Source organism: Aurantimonas manganoxydans SI85-9A1 (genome assembly GCF_000153465.1).
Taxonomy (GTDB): Bacteria; Pseudomonadota; Alphaproteobacteria; order Rhizobiales; family Rhizobiaceae; genus Aurantimonas; species Aurantimonas manganoxydans.
The window spans coordinates 3,409,500-3,431,700 of sequence record NZ_CH672387.1 but is presented as its reverse complement, the minus strand read 5'-3'; the positions used below and the strand labels follow the sequence as shown (position 1 = coordinate 3,431,700).

Genomic DNA, 22,201 nt, shown 5'->3' with positions numbered 1-22,201 from the left:
ACGGACTGGCCGCAAACGTTCCCGGAGGGGAAAACTTTTTTGGTTTAGGTAGCGGGAGTGCCGTATTCGGCAAGGGAACCGGCCGATGGCGGCCGGCGAGCAAAATCGCGCAAAGGCGATCAGGATCGCCGTGTGCGGAGCCTATGCCAGTTTGCACGCGGAGGCAACGACGGCGCTTGGGACTCTGCACCACAAGAAAGGCCGGCGCACCTTGCGGTGGCCGGCCCGGCTTCGTCCGTGGACGACAGGTAGGTTCGAAGGTGACCTTAGGCCGCCTTTTCCTGTTCGTCGGTCTCGCCTGTGGCAGCGGCCGGTGCGTCCGCCTCGCCTTCGGCTTCCGTTTCTTCCTCGCCCTTGGCGACGCGCTTCGGGCCCTTGTTGAGGTTGAGCTCGATCAGCTGCACCGCCTCGGTCTCGGAGACCTCGTTGACGGCCGCGAGTTCGCGGGCCATGCGGCCGAGCGCGGCTTCGTAGAGCTGGCGTTCGGAATAGGACTGCTCTGGCTGGCTGTCGGCGCGATAGAGGTCGCGGACCACTTCGGCGATCTGGATCAGGTCGCCTGAATTGATCTTGGCATCGTATTCCTGGGCGCGGCGACTCCACATGGTCTTCTTCACGCGGGCGCGGCCCTGTACGACCTTCAGCGAGCGCTCGACGAAGTCCGTTTCAGAGAGTTTGCGCATGCCGACGGATTCGGCCTTGGCGACCGGGACCTTCAAGCGCATCTTGTCTTTCTCGAAGTCGATGACGAAGAGCTCGAGCTTCATGCCCGCTACTTCCTGCTCCTCGATCGCTACGATCTGGCCGACGCCATGAGCCGGATAGACGATGCTCTCTCCGGTCTTGAAACCCTGGCGGTTGGAAGCCTTCTTCTGACTGCTCATACGCTTTTTTAAACTCCCTGTTGTGCCTGGCCGCGGCAGCCGCTAGACACGGGTGGCGGCGCAGGCGCCGCCGTTTGCTTGGGGCCCGGTGGTACTTGCCGGACCGCAGTCGATCGGTGTAATCGCCTCCCGTGTTTCCGCATGAGCGCCGCATGGACCGAGCGGTCGCAAGCGGACGGACATTCTTCTCGGTAGGGGAAGCATCCTTTTCGGACAGGCCCGAGAGCGCTGGACGGCGTCAAGAGCTGGCCATGAGGCCGACTGTGTGACGACGCTACACCAATCTGACGAAAAATTCAAGGTTTCTGCCACTTAGTCGTTCGTCGCGGCGCAGCATCCGCGAGGCGCGATTCGCACCTGGCCACGTCGTGCGGGGCCGTCCACCGTTCCGCAACGCCAGCGATCGGTGAGGCGGCGCGACCCTCAATTCTCCTTCGGCGAACCTGGTGCCATATACACCTGCTGGCGAAAGTGCAGGTATTTCGGATCGAAGTCGCCGACGCGAGCGAAGGCGGACCAGTCCTTGATCGTCATGCGGGAACGCTCCCGCTCGATCAGGTTCTCAGCCTTGAGTTCTTGCAGCACCCGGTTCACCGTCACGACGGTGAGGCCGAGCGCGTCAGCCAATTCGTGCTGCGTCAGCGGCAGATGGTAGACGAGGTCCGGCGCAAGCTGCACCGCCCGCAGCCTGACCGCGAGTTCGCAGAGAAGATGCGCCGTGCGGCTCTTGCCGGACAGGCGGCCCAGCCCGACGATCCATTCGCGGAAGATCGCGCCGTCGATTAACGTTTCGAGCCACAGAGCAGCGGCGACATTGGGGCGCTCCCGGCAGAGGTTCCAAACAGCCTTGTGGGACACGAACCCCACGCGCGACGGCGTGGTGGCTGCGAAACTGTGGTCCATGCGGCGAATATGCAGGCTGTGCAGATCCGGAATATCACCGGGGACGTTGAAGGCGATGATCTGCCGACGGCCATCGCGGATGTTGCGATAGCGGTAGGTGAAGCCTTCGATGAGGATACAGCACTGGGAGACCGTCTCGCCCTCGCTGACGATGTCCGTGTCGGCGGCGACGTCGCGAACGGCGATGGGCAGGGCCGACAGGGCGGCGCGATCCTCATCGTTCAAATCCGCGATCATGTCGAGGCGGGTGATGAGCTTTCGATGGGCGTCAGTCGCCAATATACATCCTTCCATTCCGTCGGTATTCAGGACGACGGCACCCGGGCCGCGGCCCCATTCCGCATGGCCGACACCTTCGGCATGACAGGCAAATGGCTTGCCTGCAAGACGCGCTGCCCACTGCGTGAGATGGTTGCGCCATGGAATTGTGATGTCGCGCGATCTACCCGCCGGGTCTGAGCAAATCATTGGCCGGATACAGGACATTAATTGTTTCGAACAAACTTGCCGTCATAGTTGAATGAGTTCATTGACCCGATTGACCGAGCGCTGTGGCCCGTTTCGACCTCATCCTAGTGCTTCTGAACGGGCTCGGCCTGATGGCGCTGATCGCCCTGGCGTTCGGTACCATCGAGCGGCTGATGTCGGATCCGACGCTGAAGCGGTGGCTGCATGCGCCTGTGTTCGCACTGGGAACTGTCGCATCAATGCTGTCCCCGGCGCATCTGGCCGACGGCATTATCATCGACACGCGATGCGTCATTGTCGCTCTGGCCGGAGCGTTCGTCGGCTGGCCGGCGGCGCTGGCCGCGGGCCTTGCAGGCGCCGCCTATAGAATTTGGCTGAGCGGTGCCGGTGCGCCCGTCGGGGTCGTCACGATCGTGCTGGCAGCCGCGATCGGGCTGCTATGGGGCAGGCTGTACCGGCGCGGCCGAGTCGCGCGGCGTCGCAACCTCATTGCGCTCGGCCTGATCGTCTCGGCCCACATCGCGTTGTTCGTATTCCTGCCCTTGCCAGATCCGCTGGGTTTCACCCTGAACCTGATCCCCTTCGTGGTGCCGACCTATGTCGCGGGCGTCTTCGTGATGGGGTCGATGATGCAGCGGGAGACCCGCATGATGCGGCGCGAACAGAGCCTCGAGGTGGATGCCTTCACCGATGCCCTGACCGGCCTGGCGAACCGTCGGGCCTATGACGCGCTGATCGCAGAGGAACTGGCACAAAGGCGCGGCGCCGAGATCGGCGTGACGCTGCTCGTCGTGGATTTCGATCATTTCAAGCAGGTCAACGATACCTACGGACATGAGGCCGGCGACGAGGCGTTGAAGGTCGTCAGCCGCATTCTGCGGTCCTGCGTGCGCGAAGGCGACTATGTCTGCCGCCATGGCGGCGAGGAATTCACCGTGATCCTGCCGCAGACCGGACTGCCGCAAGGCCGGCGCACGGCCGAGCGAATCCGGCACGCCATCGAGGCTGCTCCGCTGATCGCCGGCGACCAGAACCTGTCACTGACGGTCAGCATCGGCGTTGCCGGAGCGCCGCAACATGGCGACGACCCGAACACGCTGTACCGCTGTGCCGATGCGGCGCTCTACGAAGCCAAGAGCGCAGGCCGCGATCAGGTGGTTGTGTATGGGCGGCCCCAACTTCGCGAGGTCGTGTCTGTCGACGAGAGAGAGGCCCTGGCGCTCGCCAACTGACACATTCTCACGCCGATCACAGCCGAAAATCCGCCCAAACCCCTCAGTTTCGGGCGAGAGCAGCTTCGGCAAGGCGCTGCCAATAGCTAGCGCCGAAGACGAGAGCCTCGTCGGAGAAGTCATAGCTGGCGCTGTGCAGGCTGGCGCTGTCGCCATTGCCGATGAAAACGTAGGCTCCGGGACATTTCTCCAGCATGTAGGAAAAATCCTCGCCGGCCATCAACGGTGGCGCCGCCGCATCCACCGCATCGGCCCCGGCGATGTCGGCGGCGATCCCGGCGCAGAACTCGGCTTCCGCCGCATCGTTGATGGTGATCGGGTAGTTGCGATCGTAGTCGACCCGCACATGCGCGCCATGGGCGGTGGCGATCCCCTGCGCGATCTCGCGGATCCGGGCTTCGGCGAGTTCCCGCAGTTCGAGCGACAGGGCCCGGACCGTTCCAGACACAACGGCCTCGTCCGGAATCACGTTGTGGGCGCAGCCAGCATGGAACTGGGTGACGGAGACGACCAAGGACTGCAGCGGATCGGCATTGCGCGCGACGATCGCCTGCAGTCCCTGGACGATGGCCGCGCCAACGACGATCGGATCGACCGTGCGATGGGGCAGGGCGGCATGGCCGCCGCGCCCGTCGACGGTGATCGCGAATTCGTCCGTCGAGGCCATGATCGGGCCGCCCCGCATGCCGAACCGGCCGACCGGCATGCCCGGCAGATTGTGCATGCCGTAGACACGGCTGAGCGGCAATCGCTCGAACAGCCCGTCATCGATCATCGCCTTGGCCCCGGCGCCGCCTTCCTCCGCAGGCTGGAAGATCAGCGCCACGGTTCCGTCGAAGGCACGCGTCTCGCAAAGGCTGCGGCCGGCGGCGAGCAGCATCGTCGTATGGCCGTCATGGCCGCAGGCATGCATCATGCCAGGCATCCTGGACGCATAGGCGACGCCCGTCTCCTCGGTGATCGGCAGCGCGTCCATGTCGGCGCGAAGGCCGATCATCGGCCCGCCCGCACCGCTGCGTCCATGCACCAGCCCCACGACGCCGGTCCGGCCCATTCCGGTGATCACCTCGTCGCAGCCGAAGTCGCGCAGCTTGCCGGCAACGAACGCCGCAGTCTCATGGACCTCATAGAGCAGTTCGGGACGCTGATGCAGGTGCTGGCGCCAGCCGGCGATCTCCGGTTGGGCATCGGCAATTCGGTTGTTGACAGGCATGGGCGACTTTCCGACTCTCTGGTTCGGACCTACAAGGGAATGTGAGGTCGATGCGTCAACCCGGCATTGCCATGCTTGGGACACAGCCCAAGGTTAGGCGCCCGTCTGCTTTATCGGATCGACGAAAAACGGCAGCCTGACCGCAATCAATGAAGGAATCCAGCGTGAAGACGCGCGCGTCCCGACCATTTCCCGTTTTTCCCCTCGTTTGCCTTCTGGCGCTGGTTCTCGCTGTCGTGCCCCTGGCCGGCGGGGCCGCACTGGCCCAGGCAGCGAAGGCCGATGCAGCCGCGACGGATACGGCGCCGCCGATGGCCTCGATCGTCGTGGACGTGGCGACGGGCAAGGTCCTGTCGCAGCAACATGCGACCGAACGGCGCTATCCAGCTTCGACGACGAAGCTGATGACGGCCTATCTGGCGCTGAGGGCGCTTCGCGAATCCCGGCTGTCACTTGACTCGCCGGTGATCGTCACGCGGCGTTCTGCCGCCGAAGCTCCCAGCAAGATGGGATTCAAGCCGGGCTCGGTGATCCGTCTGGACTTCGCCCTGCGGATGATGCTCGTGAAGTCGGCCAACGACATTGCCTACGCCATCGGCGAGACGGTCGGTGGATCGATGGAAGAGTTCGTCGCGATGATGAACGACGCCGCCGCGCAACTCGGCATGCAAGACACCCGTTTCATCAACGCCAACGGCCTGCCGGGAGAAGGGCAACATTCATCGGCCAAGGATCTCGCCATTCTGGGCGTTGCGATCCGCCGCGAATTTCCGGCCTTCGCCGATTATTTCGGTACGGAGGCGATCTCCAACGGCACGGCGATTCTGAAGAACGGCAACAAGTTGCTCGGTCGCTTCGACGGCGCCGATGGCATGAAGACCGGTTACATCTGTGCCTCGGGCTTTAACCTCGTGTCGTCCGCGACCCGCAACGGCCGTACGCTCGTGGCCGTGGTGATTGGTGCAAACGGCACCATTCCACGCGAACGGCTGTCGGCCGAAATCCTCGAGGCGGGCTTTGCAACCGATCCCGCCTCCGTCGACATCCGGGTGGACGAGTTGCCGGTCGCATCCGACACCGAACCGCTGGATGTCTCCGATTACATCTGCTCGGCGGAAGGCCGTACGGCGCGGGCCAACGAGCGCGTGGAGGAACGCGACCGCGAGGAGACCTTCGGCTCGCCCTACCTGCGTGATCTCGACCGCTCGCCGGTGGTCTTCCGGGTCAGCCTCGGCGGCGCTGCCGGCAACGCGATCGCAGAACCCGGCATCTCGATCATCTCCGCCTATGGCATTCCGCTGCCGACCCCACGTCCCGACTATACGCCGGCGACGCCCACCGAAGTCGATGCGACGCCGCAAGTGCCCGCACCAGCCGATGCGCCTCTGCCGGCGGCACCCTCCGGGGAGGCTGTCGAGACGGACGAGAACGAGGTAGTCGTCGAAGCCACCGGCTCAGGGGATGTCGACGAGCGCGCCACGGATCTGGGTATTGATCGGGACGGCAAGACCTCACGGCTCGCCATCCGGCGTGACGACGCTGCCGATCTGCGCAAGGCGACGACCGAGCCGATGCCGAGCGCCGCAGAACGGCCGGCAAACTGACCCGCGCCCCGATCCGCCTCACCGTCCTGACCGGCTTCCTCGGTTCCGGCAAGACGACGCTGCTCAACCGCCTGCTTTCCGAGCCGGCGGTCACGAACACGGCCGTCGTGGTCAACGAATTCGGCGAGGCGGGCATTGACCAGCTTCTGATCGAGACCGCGTCCAGCGATGGCGTGATCGAACTGTCGGACGGATGCCTGTGCTGCAGCGTGCGCGGCGAGCTCGTCGAGACCCTCCTCGAACTGGCGGAGCGTCCCCGGTCCGGCGAACCGCCTCTCGAGCGGGTGGTCGTCGAGACGACGGGGCTTGCGGACCCAGCACCGATCCTGGCGTCGCTGATGGCGCAGCCGGCGCTCCTTGAAGCTTATGTCCTCGATGGCGTGATCGCAGTCGTGGATTGCCTTGCCGGGAGCCGCAATCTTGCCGAGCGCAGTGAGGCGCGCCAGCAGGTCGCCGTCGCCGACCGCATCGTCGTCACTAAGGCGGACCTTGCCGACCAGGGCGCGCGGTCCAAGCTCGATGCGGCCGTACGGCGCCTGAATTCCGGAGCCGGACTGGTCGAGGCCGGTGATGGCCAGCCGTTGGCCGACCGGCTTCTACATTGCGGCCTCTACGATCCGACCACCGGCGTGGTGGATGCAAGGCGCTGGCTGGGGCTCGCAGATGATGCCGAAGCTCGGTCGGAGGCGAGTTGCGACGGCGTGCACGCGCACCACGCAGGGCATCATCACCATGGCCTAGGCCACCATGCGAGCGAGGGCCACCCCCATGGCAACGTCCGCTCGTTTTCGCTGGTCGAAGCAAACCCGGTCGCCTGGGAAGCGGTCGAGGCGTTTCTTGACCTGCTGCGCGCCACGCAGGGCGAGCATATCCTTCGGATGAAGGCGATCGTCCATCTGCGCGAGGCCCCGGATCGCCCCGTCGTCCTGCATGGTGTTCGCGAGTACCAGCATCCCCCAGCGCAACTTGCCGCCTGGCCAAAAGGGACCCGCCGCGAGACGCGCATCGTGCTCATCGGTGATGCGCTGCCCGAGAATTATGTCCGCGATCTCTTCGCCGCCTTCACCGGCGGCGCGCGCATCGACGCGCCCGATCGCACGGCATTGGAAGACAACCCGCTGGCGGTGCCGGGCTACAGCTTTCCCTGAGCGGCTCGCTCACCAGCCACCTTGCAGTGGGAGCGGTCGTTCAGCCAACTGGTCCGATCTTCTTTCGCAGTTGCCTCGATCCTATCTGGTGGCGGTGCCTGAACCCCCATCCCCGCAATGAAGGTCCGACATGAGCGACTATGCGATCGATCCCCAGATCATCGTCGATTTCTGGCGAGACGCCGGACCTGAGCGGTGGTTCGCCAAGAGCGATGCCTTCGATGCGACGATCCGGCAGCGTTTCGGCGACATCTACGAGCAGGCGGCAGCGGGCGAACGCGATGCCTGGATCGAAGAGCCGACCGGGGCCTTGGCGCTTGTTATTCTGCTGGACCAGTTTCCGCGCAACATCTTCCGCAATTCGCCGCAGGCCTTTGCCACCGATGCCAAGGCGCTGGCGATCGCCCGAACGGCGCTTGCCCGCGGCGACGACCGGATCGTGGGAGAGGATCTGAACGCTTTCCTCGCGATGCCGCTGATGCATTCGGAGAATCTTGCGGATCAGGAAGCCTGCGTGGAGTGGATGGAAACCATCGGCGGGACGGGCAACCGCAAGGCCGCTGCCGAGCATCGCGACATCATCGCGCGTTTCGGCCGGTTTCCGCACCGAAATGCCATCCTGGGGCGCCAATCCACCCCCGAAGAGCTCGAGTTTCTCGCCTCCGGGGGATTTTCCGGCTGATCACGGGTGAAGTCCGTACTTTTTTAAAGTCCTCGGCATATGCCTTGTTAAGCCCCTCCCGCTACTTTGTAGCCGACTACGCATGATGCGTGGCCAGCGGATCAGGCAGGGGCTGCTGAAGGTGACCCATGGTAGCCAAACCCTCGATGAGTGATCTCATCGGCGGACTCCCGCCGATGGCCTCGGGCGTGCCGCTGTACGAGGGCGCGGTGAATGCGACCCCCGAGCTCGATCTGACGGTTCCGTTCGGCCGCGTCTCGCGCCATTTGTCGATCTATGCACCGAATGCGGTTTTCGGCCTGATCGACGAACTGGCTCATCTGTCGCGGCGCGCGATCGAACCCAATGTATTTTTCGACCCGCAGTTTCTCGCACCGGCCATGCCGCGTCTCGACGACCGCAAGGTGCGTCTCATGGTCGTGCGCGACGAGAAGGGCAGCCGCAGCCGGCTTCGCTTGCTGATGCCATTCTCGGTCGAACGGTCGGCCTTTATCGGTGGCGTCGCGACGATCCGCGCCTGGACACATCCCTTTGGTCCCCTGGGAACGCTGCCGGTGGACGGTGACGATCCTGCCGGCACGCTCTCGAATTTCCTCTCCACCCTGACCGCCGCCGAACTCGGCCTCCCCGACGTGCTCGTCATTCCGGACGTGCGCATCGACGGACCGATGGCCACGACGCTGCTCGCCGCCGCTGCAAAAGCCGGTCTGCCGACGGCCGTCGCCAACCGCGTGTCCCGCGCAGCGCTGGTCAAGAGCGCCGACACCGTGCGGCCAAGCCCGCTGTCTGGCCGCCGCCGCCGGGAACTCGCCCGCCAGACCCGTCGTCTGGCGGCGACCGGTCCGGTCTTGCTGGAGACCGCCCGGCAACCTGATGACGTGCGGCTGGCGCTGGAGGATTTCTTCTCGCTCGAGGCAAGCGGATGGAAGGGCCGCGCGCGGACCGCGCTGATCATAGACCGCTACCGGTCCGCCTTCGCCCGCGAGGCGATCAACGCGCTCGCACAGGACGACCGGGTCAGGATCTATACGTTGAAGACAGGCAGTCGCCCCGTGGCGAGTCTCGTCGTGCTCGTCGATCGCGGCCAAGCCTACACGTGGAAGACCGCTTATGACGAGGCTTTCGCCGCCACGTCTCCGGGCCAGCAGATCGTCGCGGCCGCGACGCGGGCATTGCTCGCCGATCCCGCCGTCGAGCGTGCCGATTCCTGCACCGTCCCCGACCATTTCGTGATGAACCGCTTCTGGCCTGATCGCATTGTGGTTGGCACGATCGTCGTCGGCCTGACCCCGCAGACCGGGGCGCGCGTCGACAAGGTTGCCCGGGGGCTGGCCTCCATGCGCCGCTCGCGCAACCTCGCGCGCATCATGCGGCAGCGCGTGCAGGGGATGCTGTCCTTCCGCTGACCGGCCTTCAGGCTGCGCTCGCCTTCGCCGCCTCCTCCGCCTCGCGCGCGGCACGATCGCGGAATTCGCGTCGCACGATCTTTCCGCTGGTCGTCAGCGGCATGGCCTCGACGAAGGCGATTTCGCGCGGATATTCGTGGGCTGACAGGCGCTCGCGCACATGGAGCTGGATCGTACGGGCGAGGTCCTCGCTGGGCGCGTGGCCGGCAGCGGGCACGATATAGGCCTTTACGATCTCGGTGCGCAGCGGATCCGGCTTTCCCACGACGGCCGCCATGTGCACGGCCGGATGGGCGAGCAGGCAATTCTCGACCTCTCCCGGTCCGATCCGGTAGCCGGCGGAGGTGATGATGTCGTCGTCGCGCCCGACGAACTCGACATAGCCGTCCGCGTCCATCTGTCCCTGATCGCCGGTCAGGAGCCAGTCGCCGCGAAATTTCTCGCTCGTCGCCTTCGGGTTTTGCCAGTAGCCGAGAAACATGACCGGGTCGGGCGCGGCAATCGCGATCGTGCCGGTGACCCCGCGTGGCACTTCGCGGCCATCGGCATCGACGATCGCCACCTTGTGGCCGGGCACCGGCTTGCCGATGGCGCCGGCGCGGGAGACGCCGAAGGCAGCCGCCGATCCCAACACCATATTGCACTCGGTCTGGCCGTAGAATTCGTTGACGGTGACGCCGAGAACGTCACGCGCCCAGGCGAAGGTGTCGGCGGGCAGCGTCTCGCCGGCCGAGCCGACCGTGCGCAAATCGAGCCCGGCGAGCGCCTGCGCATTTGCAGCGCCCTTCATCATCCGCAGCGCCGTCGCCGGCAGGAACGCGTTGCGCACCTTCTGCCGGGCCATCAGCGCGAAGGCCGCGGCTGGGTCGAAGCGTGCGCGGGAATAAACGACGGGTACGCCGAGCAGCAGGGACGGGAGCAGCGCGTTGAGCAGGCCGCCGGCCCACGCCCAGTCGGCGGGCGTCCATATCCGGTCTCCGGCCTGTGGCATGTTCTCATGGTGAAAGCGCATGCCCGGCAGGTGGCCGAGAAGCACCCGGTGCCCGTGCAGGGCTCCCTTCGGGGAGCCGGTGGTGCCGGAAGTGAAGATGATCATCGCCGGATCGTCCGGTGTGGTCTCGGCGATCGGTACCACGCCCGCCGCCGCGCGTTCGAGGTCGCCCAGTTCGGGCAGATCGCCTCGCGCTTGCCCGACGGTGACGATGTCAGTGAGGTCGGGTAGGGCCCCAGTGATCTCCGCCAGGACCGACAGTCCGCTCGCATCGATCACCACCAGCTTCGCACTACAGGCACGCAGGCGGAACTCCAGAGCCTCGGGTCCGAAACGCAGCGCCAGCGGCACGGCGATGGCGCCGAGGCGGTAGACCGCCAGGTGGACGATCACCGTCTCGAAGCTCTGCGGCAGGACGATCGCCACCCGGTCGCCGCGCTTCACGCCGCGCGCTGCGAAGGCCGCGGCCAGCCGCGACGAGCGCCGCGCCAACTCGCCATAGCTCATCGTCAGTGCCGGCTCGGCACCGCGATCCTCGATCAGGCAGATCCGGTCCGCTGCGTCGCGGGCCCAGGCATCGGCACAGGCCTCGGCGATGTTGAACCTGGCCGGCAAGTCCCAGTGGAACCCGGAATACAGAAGATCGTAGGGGGTGTCGGTGGTCGTCATGGCGTTCCGAGACTGTGCCGGAACATTGGTGCCCCTGGCCGGGATCGAACCAGCACTCCTTGCGGAACGCGATTTTGAGTCGCGCGCGTCTACCAATTCCGCCACAGGGGCGAACGGTTCAGATCCGTTCGTTGGCGGACTATAGCCGCGGCGCCCTTCGGGTCAATGGTCCGTGCGTCGGCTTTCGCTGTCCGTTGCGTTCGCCTGCCGATCGTCCTATGCGGGCGACAGGGCCAGCCCCGTTTTGCTTCCACGGACATCCGCCATGCTCCGCCGCCTCTATGACTGGGTCATGTCGCTTGCCGCGACCCGCCATGCCGAGCGCGGCCTGGCCGCCGTCTCTTTCATCGAAAGCTCCGTTTTCCCGATCCCGCCGGATGCGCTGCTGATTCCGATGGTCATCGCCCGGCCACGCAGATGGGTGCGGATCGGGCTCATCTGCACCGTCGCATCGGTGCTGGGCGCGTTTCTCGGCTATGCCATCGGCGCCCTGTTCTTCGACCTGATCGGCCAGCCCATTCTGGAGATCTATGGCAAGGCCGACGCCTTCACCGAACTCAGCGCCCGCTACAACGCCTGGGGCGGCTGGGCCGTGCTCTTCGCTGCGCTGACACCGTTTCCCTATAAGGTGCTGACCATCTTCTCCGGCGTCACTGGGCTGAACCTCATCACTTTCACGATCGTCTCGATTGTCGGTCGCAGCCTCCGTTTCTTCTTCGTGGCCTGGCTGTTGCAGCGCTTCGGCGCTCCGATCCAGGGCTTCATCGAGAAGAATCTCGGGCTGCTCTTCACTCTCTTCATAATCCTTCTGTTCGGTGGCTTCGTCGCCGTTCGCTATATGATGTAACGGATGATGGCATGGCACTGACTGACCGCTTCCAGCGCCCGACCGGCTTTCGACAGACGCTGGCTTCCGGCTTCCTCCTCGCCGGGACCGCGATCACGGTCGGCACGGCGCTGCTGTTCCAGTATGTCGGCGGCTACATTCCCTGTGCGCTGTGCCTGCAGCAGCGCATTCCCTACTATGTGGCGATCCCGCTGGCGCTGGTCGCCTTCGTGGCGGCTGCGGGCCGCGCACCGGCGCTCCTGACCCGGCTGCTTCTCCTGGCGATCGGCGTGATCATGCTGGTGTCGCTGTATCTCGGCGTCTTCCATGCCGGTGTCGAATGGGGCTACTGGCCCGGCCCGACGGACTGCGCTCAGGTCGGCGGCGGTGACCTGGGCGGCGGCGACCTCCTGTCGGCGATCGACGCCATCCGGCCGCCCTCCTGCGACGAAGCGGCGGGACGCTTCCTCGGCCTGTCCTTCGCCGGCTGGAACGCCATCGCCTCGGCCCTCTTTGCCGCCGTCGCGCTGCGCAGCGCGGTTGCCAAGGCCGATCGCTTCGCCTGAAGCATCCGCCGGGCCTGGCGGACCGGCGCTCCCCTGAAAGCGAAGCATGTCGACGCTGTTCCTCACCCTGTGGCCGCTCTTTGCCCTGATCGTGGCGGGGCTGGGCTTCCGCCGCTCCGGCTTTCCCGGCGAGGGCTTCTGGCCGGCCGCCGAGAAGCTGAACTACTTCGTGCTGTTTCCGGCGCTGCTGTTTTCCAGTCTCGCCAACGCACCTCTGGCCGATCCGTCGATCCTCAAGCTGGCCGGCGCGATCTTCGCGGTGCTGGCCGCCGCGTCGCTGGTCATGCTCGCCTTGCGCCGGGTCTTCGCTTGGCCCGCCGCGCGCTACGGGCCGATCGTCCAGGGCATCACCCGGTTCAATACCTATCTCGGCCTCGCCATGGTCGCGAGCCTCTATGGTCCCGACGGGCTGGCCCGCGCTGCGGTCATCCTCGCGGTCATGGTCCCGACGGTGAACGTCCTCTCGGTGATCGCGCTGACATCGGAGCGCCATACCAGCGCGCGCGAACTGGTCATGCCGGTCCTCCGCAATCCGCTGATCCTCGCCTGCCTCGCCGGCGCGGTCGTGGCGGCGCTCGGCCTCGGCATGCCCTTCGGTATCGATCGGCTGCTCGGGCTCCTGGCCGCGGCCAGCCTGCCGCTCGGCCTGCTTTGCGTGGGGGCTGCCCTCAAGTTGAAGGCCGCGCGGGCCGAGACGACGATTCTGACCGCCAACAGCCTGGCACGACTGATCGCCATGCCGCTGCTGGCCTTCGCGGTCGCTTGGCTGATGGCGCTGCCGCCCCTCGATGGCGCGCTTCTGGTGATCTTCTTCGCTTTGCCGACCGCGCCGACGTCCTACGTGCTGACGAACCAGCTGAAGGGCGACGCGACGCTGATGGCGGGACTGGTGACATTGCAGACGCTGCTTGCCGCCGCCAGCCTTCCGCTGGTCCTGGCGCTGCTCATCTGACATGGCCGGCGGTGCTGCCGGCCATGTCGGCCGTGGCCATGGCCGCCGCCGCCGCATAGCCGCCTGCCGCCCCGTCGACGAAATGGACGTGGTCACTGCGACTTGCGGACGGGACGAAGCAGGTCATCAGCGCCGCGGCCTGACGGTGCGTTCCGGTCCGCGCGAGCCCCGCAGCGCGGGCATCGCGCAGCCGCGCCTCGATCCGATCCGCCACCGCGGCGGTGCAGTCGAGGGTCATGCGCAAGCCGTCGTCGAACTTGCGGAAGTCGCTGTTGCGCGCCAGTTCCGAGCGGTAGCGCGCCGGATCGAAGGCCCCGACCCGCGTACCGGTCACGAAGCTGAGATGCGACAGCAGCGTACGGAGGCCGACGGAGAGGCGGGAGGCCCAGAGCGGCAGCCCGGTCATTGCCTTGCGCACCTCCGCCTCGATGGGCAATCCTGCTGGTGGCCAGTGCAGTTCCGGCCCTTCCGGCGGCACGGGATTGCCGTCGTGCCCCTCTTCGACGCCGAGCTCCAGGATGTCGCGGGCAAGATCCGCGAAGGCTTCGGTCGACGCCTCCGGTCTCGGCAACAGAACCACCGACAGGATGAGGTCTTTGCGCGCCGGAATCTGGGAAAAGCGGCAGGACAGGCCGGCGAGGTCCGGACGGGCCGTCGCCCCGTCTTCCGGTACGATCCGGAATGCCCCGGCCTTCATCCGCCGTTCGGCCCAGGCGAGCCCACCGCCGGCGAACATCGCATAGGACACGTCGGGCGAGGGGGCGAAGCGGGCGATCTGCACGTCGTGGCCGTTGTTACGGATGGTCGCGACCGGCACCATCGCCACCCGCAAGGACAGGTCGAAGGCGCTTTGCGCCCAGCCCGCGACGGATGCGAGCGCGGCCCTGCCGGTCTCGGCGTGTGCGGCGGGCAGGGCGAAGCCGGCACCATCGCCGCCGAAGACGAAGGGAAATTCGCGACCGTGAAGGCCGTTCGCCACCGCCGCGATCACCGCCGCGGCGACGGTGTTCACGCGCTTGTAGCCGCCCGAGCTGACGGCGTCGGTCGAGCGCACGATGTCGGCGACGCCGACGACCCAGTCTGCGGGGAGCGGGCGATAGGCGCTGGCATCGCCGAGGCCGAGAATGCTGCTGGAAACGGGAAGGGCTTCGTAGAACGCAAGGTCGGTGGACGCTGTGCAGCCGTCGTCTGGTCCCGTCGCGTCCATTCCGATACCTTGCCCCTTACCACGGGGCTGCTGCCCGTCAGGCAATTATCTAGGGCGCGGTGTCCAGAGCCGTCCACGACCGCGTGCGCAAAACCGCGTGACGACGTGGCCGCGAACGATGGGCGCCGCGGCCGTGCGCAGTCGCCGGCAAGCGCACTATTCGGGATCGAGCTCGGAATCCCAGTAGAGATAGTCGAGCCAGCTCTCGTGCAGGAAGTTCGGGGGGAACAGCCGGCCATTATTGTGCAGGTCGTGGACGCTCGGCTGGAAGGGCGTCTGGTGGGGGAACATCCGGGCGGCTTTCGGCATCAGGCCGCCCTTTTTCAGATTGCAGGGCGAACAGGCCGCCACGACGTTTTCCCAGGTGGTCAGACCGCCGCGCGAACGCGGAATGACGTGGTCGAAGGTGAGTTCGTGGGGCGAGCCACAATACTGGCACTGGAAGCGGTCGCGCAGGAAGACGTTGAAGCGGGTGAAGGCCGGATAGCGTGCCGGCTTGATGTAGGTCTTGAGGCAGACGACCGAGGGCAGGCGCATCGAATAGGTCGGGCTGTGCACCGCGCGATCGTATTCGGCGAGGATGGTCACCCTGTCGAGAAACACCGCCTTCACCGCGTCCTGCCAGGACCAGAGGGACAGAGGATAATAGCTGAGCGGCCGGAAATCGGCGTTCAGAACGAGGGTTGGGGATAAGTCCTGAGTAACCGCGATCGTCACAGGTAGTCTTCCTACCTCCCATCGAGAAAAACCAAGCTGGTGCGAGTATCGTGCGCCATCGTGTCGGGTTTGTGAAGCCTCGTCACGCAGGGGATGGCGGCGCCGTCCGGCCGGCATTGCAGCCCCTTGCCGGCGGACGCGACGGAAGATCTGTGGATAAATGCCGCAGCGCGTTACGTCAGCTGGCGGGCGCCGCCTCGCGCCGGGTGATCGCCGCGTAATAGGCCCAGAACAGCCGCGCTGCGACCGAGCGCCACGGCGCCCAGGGCAGGGCGAGCTCGGCCGATTGCCGGGCGCTTGGGCGGATGTCGTGTCCGAAGGCGTGGGCGAGGGCGACCTGCAGCGCAAGGTCGCCCGACGGGAAGATGTCGGGATGGCCGGCGCAGAACAGGAGGTAGCATTCGGCCGTCCAGGGGCCGATGCCGCTGACCGCGACCAGCTCGGCGATCGCGGCGGCGGCCGGGGCAGCGTCCACCCGGGTGAAGTCGAGAGCGCCGCCATGCACCGCTTCGGCGACGGCCCGCATCGTCCGCTGCTTGGGACGTGACAGGCCGGCCCGGCGGTAGGCCGCGTCGTCCGCCGTCAGGAAAGCCTGCGGATCGGCGATATCGAACGCGCTCTCCAGCCGGGCGAAGATCGCCTCGGCGCTGGCGCGGGACACCTGCTGGGAGACGATGATGCGGGCAAGGCCCGGCAGGCCGCCGGGATTGCGGCGCAGCGGCAGCGGCCCGGCGACCGCGGCAATGGCGCCAAGCCGCGGATCGGCCCGCAGCAGCGCGGTCAGCCCCGCTGCGACATCGGCGTCGCTGCGAATGATCCCCGCCTTGCCTGGCTCATCCTGCGGCCGCATGGTCTCGCCCGTCTATCATGGTGCTTGCCAGAAGCGACCGTAGAAGTCGCGCCAGATGAGAGGAAGCCGATTCGATGCAGCCAGCGCCAGCCGTTTTCCGCTTTGCCCCGAGCCCGAATGGCGAGCTGCATCTCGGCCATGCCTATTCGGTGCTGGTCAATCACCGGATGGCGCGGGAAGCGGGCGGTGAGTTCCTGCTGCGCATCGAGGATATCGACCAGGCCCGCTGCACCCGCGAATATGAACGCCAGATCGAAGACGACCTGACCTTTCTCGGCGTCGACTGGGACGTGGCCCCGCGCCGCCAGTCGGAGCATTTTGCCGACTACGCCGCCGCGCTGGAAGCGCTGGCCGATGCCGAGCTGATCTATCCGGGCTTCATGTCGCGGGGCGAGATTCGGGCCTTTGCCCAGCGCTACGAGGACGACGAGGGCACGCGCTGGCCGCGCGATCCGGACGGGGCGCCGCTGTATCCGGCGCTTGATCGCGACCTGTCGAGCCGCCAGCGCGAGCGCAAAATGCGCGACGGCGAGCGCTTTGCCTGGCGGCTCGATACGGCCAAGGCGGTCGCCATGCTCGGCACGCTGACCTTCGCGGAAACCGGCTTGGCCCCCGAGGCGGGCGGCGGCGAGGTCGTGGCGAAGCCGCTGGAATGGGGCGACGTGGTGCTCGGCCGCATGGAGACGCCGACGAGCTATCATCTGTCTGTGGTGGTCGACGACGCGGTGCAGGGCGTGACCCATGTGGTGCGCGGTCGCGACCTGTTCCCGGCGACCAGCATCCACCGCCTTCTGCAGGCGCTGCTCGGCCTGCCGGTGCCGCGCTATCACCATCACGAGCTGATCCTGGGGCCCGACGGGCGCAAGCTGTCGAAAAGCGCCGGCGACACCGCGATCCGCGCCTTGCGCGAGGCCGGGCTCGGCGCCGAGGACATTCGCCGCATGGTCGGCCTGCCGGCCGCGCCGCCGGCGGGGAGCCTCAGCCGAGAATCGTCAGCCAGAGGCTGAGGGTGACGACCGACAGCACCGTCGAGACGAAGAGCGTCGACGAGGCGAATTTCTCGCCGGAGCGGAAATAGACGGCGAAGAGATAGGCGTTGACGCCGGCGGGCGCGGCCGCAGTCAGGACCGCGCCCTTCAACCAGAGCGGCGGCAGGCCGAGCTGGCTGCCGATGGCGTAGACGATGGCCGGCATGACGACGAGCGACAGCACCGCCACCACGCCGGACGCGACGAGTTCGCCGCGCAGCCCGTAGCGGGTCAGCGACATGCCCAGCGAGAACAGCGCCAGCGGACCGGCGGTGCTGCCGAGAAGCCCGGTGATCTCGTCGAGATGCGATCCCAGCCGCAGCCCGGTGCCGCGCCAGGCGAGACCCGCGAGAATGCCGATGACGATGGCGTTGGTGGCGAGGTTGCGGGCCACCCGCTTCATCGTCGCGGCAAGGGGGATCGCCTCCGCCGACGCACCGTCGCTGTCGCGCGCGTCGAGCAGCGCGGCGCGCTCGATCAGCAGCGTCGAGGCGATCATCATCACCGGCAGGTGGATCGACACGATGACCAGCAGCGGCTCGAGCCCGGCGTCGCCATAGGCGCGCTGCAGGGTCGGGATGGCGATGAAGATGGTGTTGGCGAAGCTCGCCGCGATGCCGGCGATGGCGCCGGTGCGCCGGTCCGAGCCGGACAGGCGGCGGACCAGCAGCGTGCCGGCCGTCCAGGTGATCGCGACGCCGCCGAAATAGGCCGCCCAGAGCGCCAGCGGATTGGCGTCGCCGAAGCGGGCGGTCGCCAGCGTGCGGAACAACAGGATCGGCACGGCGACGACGAAGACGAAGCGCGCCAGCGCCTCGCCGGTCGCCTCCGACAGCAGGCCGGCCCTGGCGAAGAGAAAACCGATGACGATCAGGCTGAAGATCGGCACGATGACGTCGAAGATCGTTTGCATGGGCCACCGCGCGGGTTCGCTCCGCGATAGCCGCCCTGGCGCGCGAGCGCAAACACCGCCGGCGCGATTTCGTCATCCCGGCTGACGGTTCCGCCTTTCGGCGCGGCCGTGGCCCTGCTAACCAGTGGCCGATCCCCATGACAAGAAGGCCGACCCGCCCGTGCAAAGGCTGCTTCCATTCTTTCCGGTCGTCTTCGTCCTGCTGTGGTCGACCGGCTTCATCGGCGCGCGCTATGCGATGCCCTATGCCGAGCCCTTCACCTTTCTGAGCCTGCGCTATGCGCTGGCGCTGGCGATCCTCGGCACGCTGGTGGTCGCCATGCGGGCGCCCTGGCCGGGCCGCTGGCCGGCCATGCACGCGATGATCGCCGGCAGCCTGATCCACGGCGTGTATCTCGGCGGCGTGTTCTTCGCCGTCCGCCATGGCCTGAACGCCGGCATCGCGGCGCTGATCGTCGGGCTGCAGCCGATCCTGACGACCATCCTGGCCGCCAGCTTCCTCGGCGAACGGGTCAAGCCGCGCCACATCATGGGTCTCGGCCTCGGCCTTGTCGGCGTGGCGCTGGTGATCCTGCCCAAGCTCGACGGCGACGGCGCCTATGGCGTGTTGACGCTGGGCCCGGTGTTCCTGTCGGCGATCGCCATCTCGGTCGGCTCGGTCTGGCAGAAACGCTTCGTCGGCGGTGTGGACCTGCGCACCGGCACCGCCCTGCAATATCTCGGCGCCTTGGTGCCGACGCTGATCCTCGCCATGACCGTCGAGACCATGGACGTCACATGGTCGGGCGAACTGGTCTTCGCGCTGGCCTGGCTGACCATCGTCCTGTCGATCGGCGCGGTGTTCCTGCTGCTGTTCCTGATCCGCGAGGGCGCGGTCTCCTCGGTCGCCTCGCTGATGTACCTGGTGCCGGGCGTCACCGCGGTGACGGCCTGGCTGCTGTTCGGCGAGACGCTGACGGCGATCCAGCTGGCCGGGCTGGTGCTGGCCGGCGTCGGCGTCGCCGCCGCCACGCGCGGCGGGCGGGCCCGCGCCATTTCCAAGAGCGTCTGAGGCGCCTGAGGCGCGCCCGGCCCGACGCGCCCGAACCGAGACTGCGACCCTTCGCCGGGGCGGCCGCCCTTCGCCTCGGCGGGCGGCATGCCTATATGAGACCCGCACACCCGCCAACCGAACCGCCACAAGGGCCGGCATGTCCGACTTCCTCACCTATCTCGCGCTGGCCGTCATGATCGTGACGGCGGGCGTCCTCGTCGCCGGCCTGTTCAACATGATGAAGGGCGGCGATGGCAATCGCTCGCAGAAGCTGATGCGCGCCCGCGTCATGCTGCAGGGCGTCGCCGTGATCCTCATCGTCGGCGTGCTGCTGCTCGCCCGCTAGCCGCTCCCGCATCATCGCCATGCAGCAATCCCCGGACGGGCGCACTCGCCCCGGCCGGTGCCGCCACGCGCCCATGCGGCCGCGGCCTCGCGCCCGAACGGGCCGAAGGGATGGAGCAGGCAACGGGACGCCGGAGGCGAACCCCTCGACGGTTTAATGTCATGCGGTTCGCCTCCGGCATCCCGCGCGGCGTCTTGAGCAACCCTTCGGCACGGGACCCGCAAGGGCGATCCGTGGCTGCCGGCTCTTCACGCCCTGAGGCGCTCAAGCGGACCGTTCCGCAGCCCCCTCGTAATGGAGGACGGTCCGGCGGTGCGAAGGGCCGTCCGGGCCGGGGCTTCTCCGGAAGAAGCCCCGTCGCGGACGCCGCCCGCCAGCCCCCGAACGATCCCGGTGATCATTCGCGCCCGTTCCGCGGGCCAGCGGTCAGGGCAGTATGGGGGAGGGGTGGGGGATGGGGATAACGTTAATATTCTGTAACTGCTTGGTTGGATTCAGCACACCAGGTCGATGCTGTTTACACAGCGCGAAATTTCCCGCATGTGCAAGACCCGGCCATGTTCGATGATTATCTGAGTATCGCTCATCGGCTGCAAATAACAGGTAGCCAGATGCCTCTCTGTAGGATAGCAATGCTAAAAATCTATTTTCGGACGTTGCTGAATCCAGTTTATCTGCAAACCTCCTTGAGACTTGCATTGAAACATGGCGGCGCACTGGTCTCCGGAAAGTGTATCCCTGTAGAATGTGAGCCAACCATTCCGCCATTTTTGCAGCGAAACAGGGAATCGTGATACAGAATTCGAATAATCCGTCGTGTCAGTGTCCTTCGTTGCCATCTCGGCGTTCAGGTCAAGCATATACAGTGATACAATGAATTAGGAGTACGGGATGGCAAAAGCAGAGCATGTTGAGTGGCTTAAAGACGGTAATGTATCTTGGAATCATCGACGTAGAGTTGTCAAATTCAAACCAGATCTCTCAAATCTAGACTTTAACGAGGCTATTCTGGATTGGCTAATTCCGGACAGAGACTCAGGCTTCTTTAAGAATTTTAATTTCTCGGATGCCGACTTGCAAGGGGCGAACCTTTCCGGTCTTGATTTCTCAAGATCCAAGTTCTCAGGCGCGAATCTTTCAGGCGCCGACCTGACTCAGGCGCATTTTCGGAATGCGAAGTTCAACAGAGCGAATCTTTCGCGCGTCATCGCTCTTGGTGCTGAGTTCTCAAGCGCAGATTTTTACGGCGCAGATTTTCGCGATGCACAATTGGAGGGCGCAAACTTCGCGGGAGCATCCGTGGAGCCACTAACAATACCGGCGCCCCAAAGAGTTCAAGTTCTAGAAACCATTGAACAAGTCACCCCATCCGACGCATACGTTTCAGAGTACGGAAGTCTCGCATGGACGCAGTTGCGGAGGAGGGCGCCGGAGATAAGGGAACCTACCTACCATGTCGTCTACGCGACAAACCGAAATATAATTCCGATGTCCGCGGATATCTCGTTCGGATGTGACCGTAGCGATACGCTGCACTATGGATCTTGCCAAGTTTTTGTCCCAAAGTCTCACAAGGTTGGATCGATTGGGTCACCCTTCTGGAAGAGACTATACAAGGGTGATGATAGGTTGAAGATCAGGAAGCTCGTTTCCCTCGACGGGGAACTTCATTGGCAAATTGTCCGGGAAAATTTTTCTCGATCTAAAATATCATCGCCTCCGACCATATTGATACATGGATACAACACTGATTTCGAAAGCGCAATTCTCTGGGCGGCCCAGATCGGATTTGATCTCGGCTTGGAACGTGGGGTTAGCTTGTTCAGTTGGCCATCGAAAGGAACCATTAACGGGTATGCTTCCGATGAGGCGACCGTAGAGGCAAGCAAATACAAGCTGGCCGACTATATCCTAGAGTACATAGAAAACGTTGGCGACATCGGCGTTAACATTATAGCCCATAGTATGGGGTGTCGTTGTGTGACGGGGGCGCTGGAAATTATTGGATACAAAAAACCAAGCCAATTGAAGAAGATAAATCAGATTATTTTAGCGGCAGCGGATGTAGATCAAGATGTAATGTTGAACCTCGCACATCATGTGGTTCTAAACTCCGGTCGCACAACCTCATACATCTGCAAAAGCGATTTTGCGTTGTCCGCCTCGGGCTGGCTTCACAGTTACGCTCGGGTCGGCTTGCTGCCGCCAATTTTCTTGTTCAACCAGATTGATACGATTGATGTCGGAAGAACGGAGCCTTTGGGGTGGGGGCATGGCTACGTAGCCAGCGCTAAACCAATACTAAACGATATATTTCAACTCATAAAATATTCATCTGCGCCAGAGAATAGATTTTCAGTAGAGCCGGCGATAATCGGTGGGTCCGCCCATTGGAGGCTGCGAGACTAATGGCGGGTAGCGCGCTGCAGATACGGGGAAATATATCCTTTTTCAAAGACGCGCGCTTTAACGCAACGAAGCTATAGATGGGGGTAAATGGTTCGCGACCATAATGTGAAGCCGTATTGATGTTGTCCTCATCCCACCCCTGTCCCCCGCCGCC

Annotated in this window: 20 protein-coding genes and 1 tRNA gene; 12 read left to right on the top strand and 9 right to left on the bottom strand. The window is 65.2% G+C overall.

Annotation, left to right across the window (positions count from 1 at the left end; all coding sequences use genetic code 11):
• Window positions 1-266: 266 nt before the first annotated feature.
• Together SI859A1_RS16180 and SI859A1_RS16175 are read right to left on the bottom strand one after the other, a co-directional pair.
• Complete coding sequence (locus SI859A1_RS16180) at window positions 267-884, bottom strand: CarD family transcriptional regulator (RefSeq protein ID WP_009210779.1); 618 nt, start codon at window positions 882-884, stop codon at window positions 267-269.
• A gap of 423 nt (window positions 885-1,307) precedes the next feature.
• The gene (locus tag SI859A1_RS16175; protein ID WP_244401042.1) at window positions 1,308-2,066 is read right to left on the bottom strand and encodes a Crp/Fnr family transcriptional regulator; all 759 of its coding nucleotides are present in this window, start codon (window positions 2,064-2,066) and stop codon (window positions 1,308-1,310) included.
• 272 nt (window positions 2,067-2,338) lie between these two features.
• Between SI859A1_RS16175 and SI859A1_RS16170 the strand changes: the two genes are divergently transcribed.
• On the top strand, window positions 2,339-3,487 hold the full coding sequence (locus tag SI859A1_RS16170) for a GGDEF domain-containing protein (protein WP_009210777.1): 1,149 nt from the start codon (window positions 2,339-2,341) through the stop codon (window positions 3,485-3,487).
• A 43-nt stretch (window positions 3,488-3,530) separates the two neighbouring features.
• On the opposite strand, the gene SI859A1_RS16165 is transcribed toward SI859A1_RS16170, so the two are convergent.
• The gene (locus SI859A1_RS16165) at window positions 3,531-4,700 is read right to left on the bottom strand and encodes a M20 aminoacylase family protein (RefSeq protein ID WP_009210776.1); all 1,170 of its coding nucleotides are present in this window, start codon (window positions 4,698-4,700) and stop codon (window positions 3,531-3,533) included.
• 164 nt (window positions 4,701-4,864) lie between these two features.
• On the opposite strand from SI859A1_RS16165, the gene SI859A1_RS16160 reads away from it, so the two are divergent.
• The 4 genes from SI859A1_RS16160 to SI859A1_RS16145 all read left to right on the top strand — a co-directional run bounded on the left by SI859A1_RS16160 (window position 4,865) and on the right by SI859A1_RS16145 (window position 9,540).
• Complete coding sequence (locus tag SI859A1_RS16160) at window positions 4,865-6,304, top strand: D-alanyl-D-alanine carboxypeptidase family protein (protein ID WP_244401040.1); 1,440 nt, start codon at window positions 4,865-4,867, stop codon at window positions 6,302-6,304.
• Window positions 6,301-7,452, top strand: coding sequence for a CobW family GTP-binding protein (locus SI859A1_RS16155; protein WP_040325922.1), 1,152 nt, complete (start codon window positions 6,301-6,303; stop codon window positions 7,450-7,452). Before SI859A1_RS16160 ends, SI859A1_RS16155 begins: the two co-directional genes overlap by 4 nt.
• A 130-nt stretch (window positions 7,453-7,582) precedes the next feature.
• The gene (locus SI859A1_RS16150) at window positions 7,583-8,134 is read left to right on the top strand and encodes a DUF924 family protein (protein ID WP_009210773.1); all 552 of its coding nucleotides are present in this window, start codon (window positions 7,583-7,585) and stop codon (window positions 8,132-8,134) included.
• Window positions 8,135-8,262: 128 nt separating this feature from the next.
• Window positions 8,263-9,540: a GNAT family N-acetyltransferase gene (locus tag SI859A1_RS16145; protein WP_009210772.1), complete on the top strand. Its 1,278-nt coding sequence runs from the start codon at window positions 8,263-8,265 to the stop codon at window positions 9,538-9,540.
• Window positions 9,541-9,547: 7 nt separating this feature from the next.
• Here SI859A1_RS16145 and SI859A1_RS16140 read toward each other — a convergent pair whose 3' ends face one another.
• Together SI859A1_RS16140 and SI859A1_RS16135 are read right to left on the bottom strand one after the other, a co-directional pair.
• Window positions 9,548-11,200 (bottom strand): AMP-binding protein, encoded by a 1,653-nt coding sequence (locus SI859A1_RS16140; RefSeq protein WP_009210771.1) that lies wholly within the window; start codon window positions 11,198-11,200, stop codon window positions 9,548-9,550.
• Between the two features lie 26 nt (window positions 11,201-11,226).
• Window positions 11,227-11,311: transfer RNA gene (locus SI859A1_RS16135), tRNA-Leu, on the bottom strand.
• A 154-nt stretch (window positions 11,312-11,465) separates the two neighbouring features.
• Here SI859A1_RS16135 and SI859A1_RS16130 point away from each other — a divergent pair.
• From SI859A1_RS16130 to SI859A1_RS16120, 3 genes are read left to right on the top strand one after another with little or no spacing between them, the layout of a single operon-like run.
• Window positions 11,466-12,047, top strand: coding sequence for a YqaA family protein (locus SI859A1_RS16130; protein ID WP_040325921.1), 582 nt, complete (start codon window positions 11,466-11,468; stop codon window positions 12,045-12,047).
• Window positions 12,048-12,058: 11 nt separating this feature from the next.
• Complete coding sequence (locus SI859A1_RS16125; RefSeq protein WP_009210769.1) at window positions 12,059-12,592, top strand: disulfide bond formation protein B; 534 nt, start codon at window positions 12,059-12,061, stop codon at window positions 12,590-12,592.
• 46 nt (window positions 12,593-12,638) lie between these two features.
• Window positions 12,639-13,544, top strand: a complete 906-nt coding sequence (locus tag SI859A1_RS16120) for an AEC family transporter (RefSeq protein ID WP_009210768.1) — start codon at window positions 12,639-12,641, stop codon at window positions 13,542-13,544.
• Here SI859A1_RS16120 and SI859A1_RS16115 read toward each other — a convergent pair.
• The 3 genes from SI859A1_RS16115 to SI859A1_RS16105 form a co-directional block, all read right to left on the bottom strand.
• On the bottom strand, window positions 13,537-14,751 hold the full coding sequence (locus tag SI859A1_RS16115) for a DUF3095 domain-containing protein (RefSeq protein ID WP_050767563.1): 1,215 nt from the start codon (window positions 14,749-14,751) through the stop codon (window positions 13,537-13,539). The two genes, SI859A1_RS16120 and SI859A1_RS16115, sit on opposite strands and share 8 nt — an antisense overlap.
• Before the next feature lie 156 nt (window positions 14,752-14,907).
• Window positions 14,908-15,468: an HNH endonuclease gene (locus SI859A1_RS16110; protein WP_009210766.1), complete on the bottom strand. Its 561-nt coding sequence runs from the start codon at window positions 15,466-15,468 to the stop codon at window positions 14,908-14,910.
• A gap of 178 nt (window positions 15,469-15,646) precedes the next feature.
• Complete coding sequence (locus SI859A1_RS16105) at window positions 15,647-16,318, bottom strand: DNA-3-methyladenine glycosylase family protein (protein WP_009210765.1); 672 nt, start codon at window positions 16,316-16,318, stop codon at window positions 15,647-15,649.
• 74 nt (window positions 16,319-16,392) lie between these two features.
• On the opposite strand from SI859A1_RS16105, the gene gluQRS reads away from it, so the two are divergent.
• Window positions 16,393-17,325 carry a tRNA glutamyl-Q(34) synthetase GluQRS gene (gene gluQRS / locus SI859A1_RS16100; protein WP_009210764.1) on the top strand — a complete coding sequence of 311 codons (933 nt, stop codon included), beginning with the start codon at window positions 16,393-16,395 and terminating at the stop codon, window positions 17,323-17,325.
• Here gluQRS and SI859A1_RS16095 read toward each other — a convergent pair.
• Window positions 17,297-18,259 (bottom strand): AEC family transporter, encoded by a 963-nt coding sequence (locus SI859A1_RS16095; protein WP_009210763.1) that lies wholly within the window; start codon window positions 18,257-18,259, stop codon window positions 17,297-17,299. The two genes, gluQRS and SI859A1_RS16095, sit on opposite strands and share 29 nt — an antisense overlap.
• A gap of 160 nt (window positions 18,260-18,419) precedes the next feature.
• On the opposite strand from SI859A1_RS16095, the gene SI859A1_RS16090 reads away from it, so the two are divergent.
• From SI859A1_RS16090 to SI859A1_RS21065, 3 genes are all read left to right on the top strand, one after another.
• Complete coding sequence (locus SI859A1_RS16090; protein ID WP_244401038.1) at window positions 18,420-19,310, top strand: DMT family transporter; 891 nt, start codon at window positions 18,420-18,422, stop codon at window positions 19,308-19,310.
• A gap of 139 nt (window positions 19,311-19,449) precedes the next feature.
• A complete protein-coding gene (locus SI859A1_RS16085) occupies window positions 19,450-19,638 on the top strand; it encodes a twin transmembrane helix small protein (protein WP_040325920.1) in 189 nt (62 codons plus the stop codon).
• Window positions 19,639-20,529: 891 nt separating this feature from the next.
• Window positions 20,530-22,047: an alpha/beta hydrolase gene (locus SI859A1_RS21065; RefSeq protein WP_009210760.1), complete on the top strand. Its 1,518-nt coding sequence runs from the start codon at window positions 20,530-20,532 to the stop codon at window positions 22,045-22,047.
• Window positions 22,048-22,201 lie beyond the last annotated feature (154 nt).

Excerpts from the sequence above, each read along its gene's own strand:
- SI859A1_RS16180 (WP_009210779.1), bottom strand. The coding sequence starts at position 884 with ATGAGCAGTCAGAAGAAGGCTTCCAACCGCCAGGGTTTCAAGACCGGA.
- SI859A1_RS16165 (WP_009210776.1), bottom strand. The coding sequence starts at position 4,700 with ATGCCTGTCAACAACCGAATTGCCGATGCCCAACCGGAGATCGCCGGC.
- SI859A1_RS16150 (WP_009210773.1), top strand. The coding sequence starts at position 7,583 with ATGAGCGACTATGCGATCGATCCCCAGATCATCGTCGATTTCTGGCGA.
- SI859A1_RS16145 (WP_009210772.1), top strand. The coding sequence starts at position 8,263 with ATGGTAGCCAAACCCTCGATGAGTGATCTCATCGGCGGACTCCCGCCG.
- SI859A1_RS16140 (WP_009210771.1), bottom strand. The coding sequence starts at position 11,200 with ATGACGACCACCGACACCCCCTACGATCTTCTGTATTCCGGGTTCCAC.
- SI859A1_RS16130 (WP_040325921.1), top strand. The coding sequence starts at position 11,466 with ATGCTCCGCCGCCTCTATGACTGGGTCATGTCGCTTGCCGCGACCCGC.
- SI859A1_RS16125 (WP_009210769.1), top strand. The coding sequence starts at position 12,059 with ATGGCACTGACTGACCGCTTCCAGCGCCCGACCGGCTTTCGACAGACG.
- SI859A1_RS16120 (WP_009210768.1), top strand. The coding sequence starts at position 12,639 with ATGTCGACGCTGTTCCTCACCCTGTGGCCGCTCTTTGCCCTGATCGTG.
- SI859A1_RS16115 (WP_050767563.1), bottom strand. The coding sequence starts at position 14,751 with ATGGACGCGACGGGACCAGACGACGGCTGCACAGCGTCCACCGACCTT.
- SI859A1_RS16105 (WP_009210765.1), bottom strand. The coding sequence starts at position 16,318 with ATGCGGCCGCAGGATGAGCCAGGCAAGGCGGGGATCATTCGCAGCGAC.
- gluQRS (WP_009210764.1), top strand. The coding sequence starts at position 16,393 with ATGCAGCCAGCGCCAGCCGTTTTCCGCTTTGCCCCGAGCCCGAATGGC.
- SI859A1_RS16095 (WP_009210763.1), bottom strand. The coding sequence starts at position 18,259 with ATGCAAACGATCTTCGACGTCATCGTGCCGATCTTCAGCCTGATCGTC.
- SI859A1_RS16085 (WP_040325920.1), top strand. The coding sequence starts at position 19,450 with ATGTCCGACTTCCTCACCTATCTCGCGCTGGCCGTCATGATCGTGACG.
- SI859A1_RS21065 (WP_009210760.1), top strand. The coding sequence starts at position 20,530 with ATGGCAAAAGCAGAGCATGTTGAGTGGCTTAAAGACGGTAATGTATCT.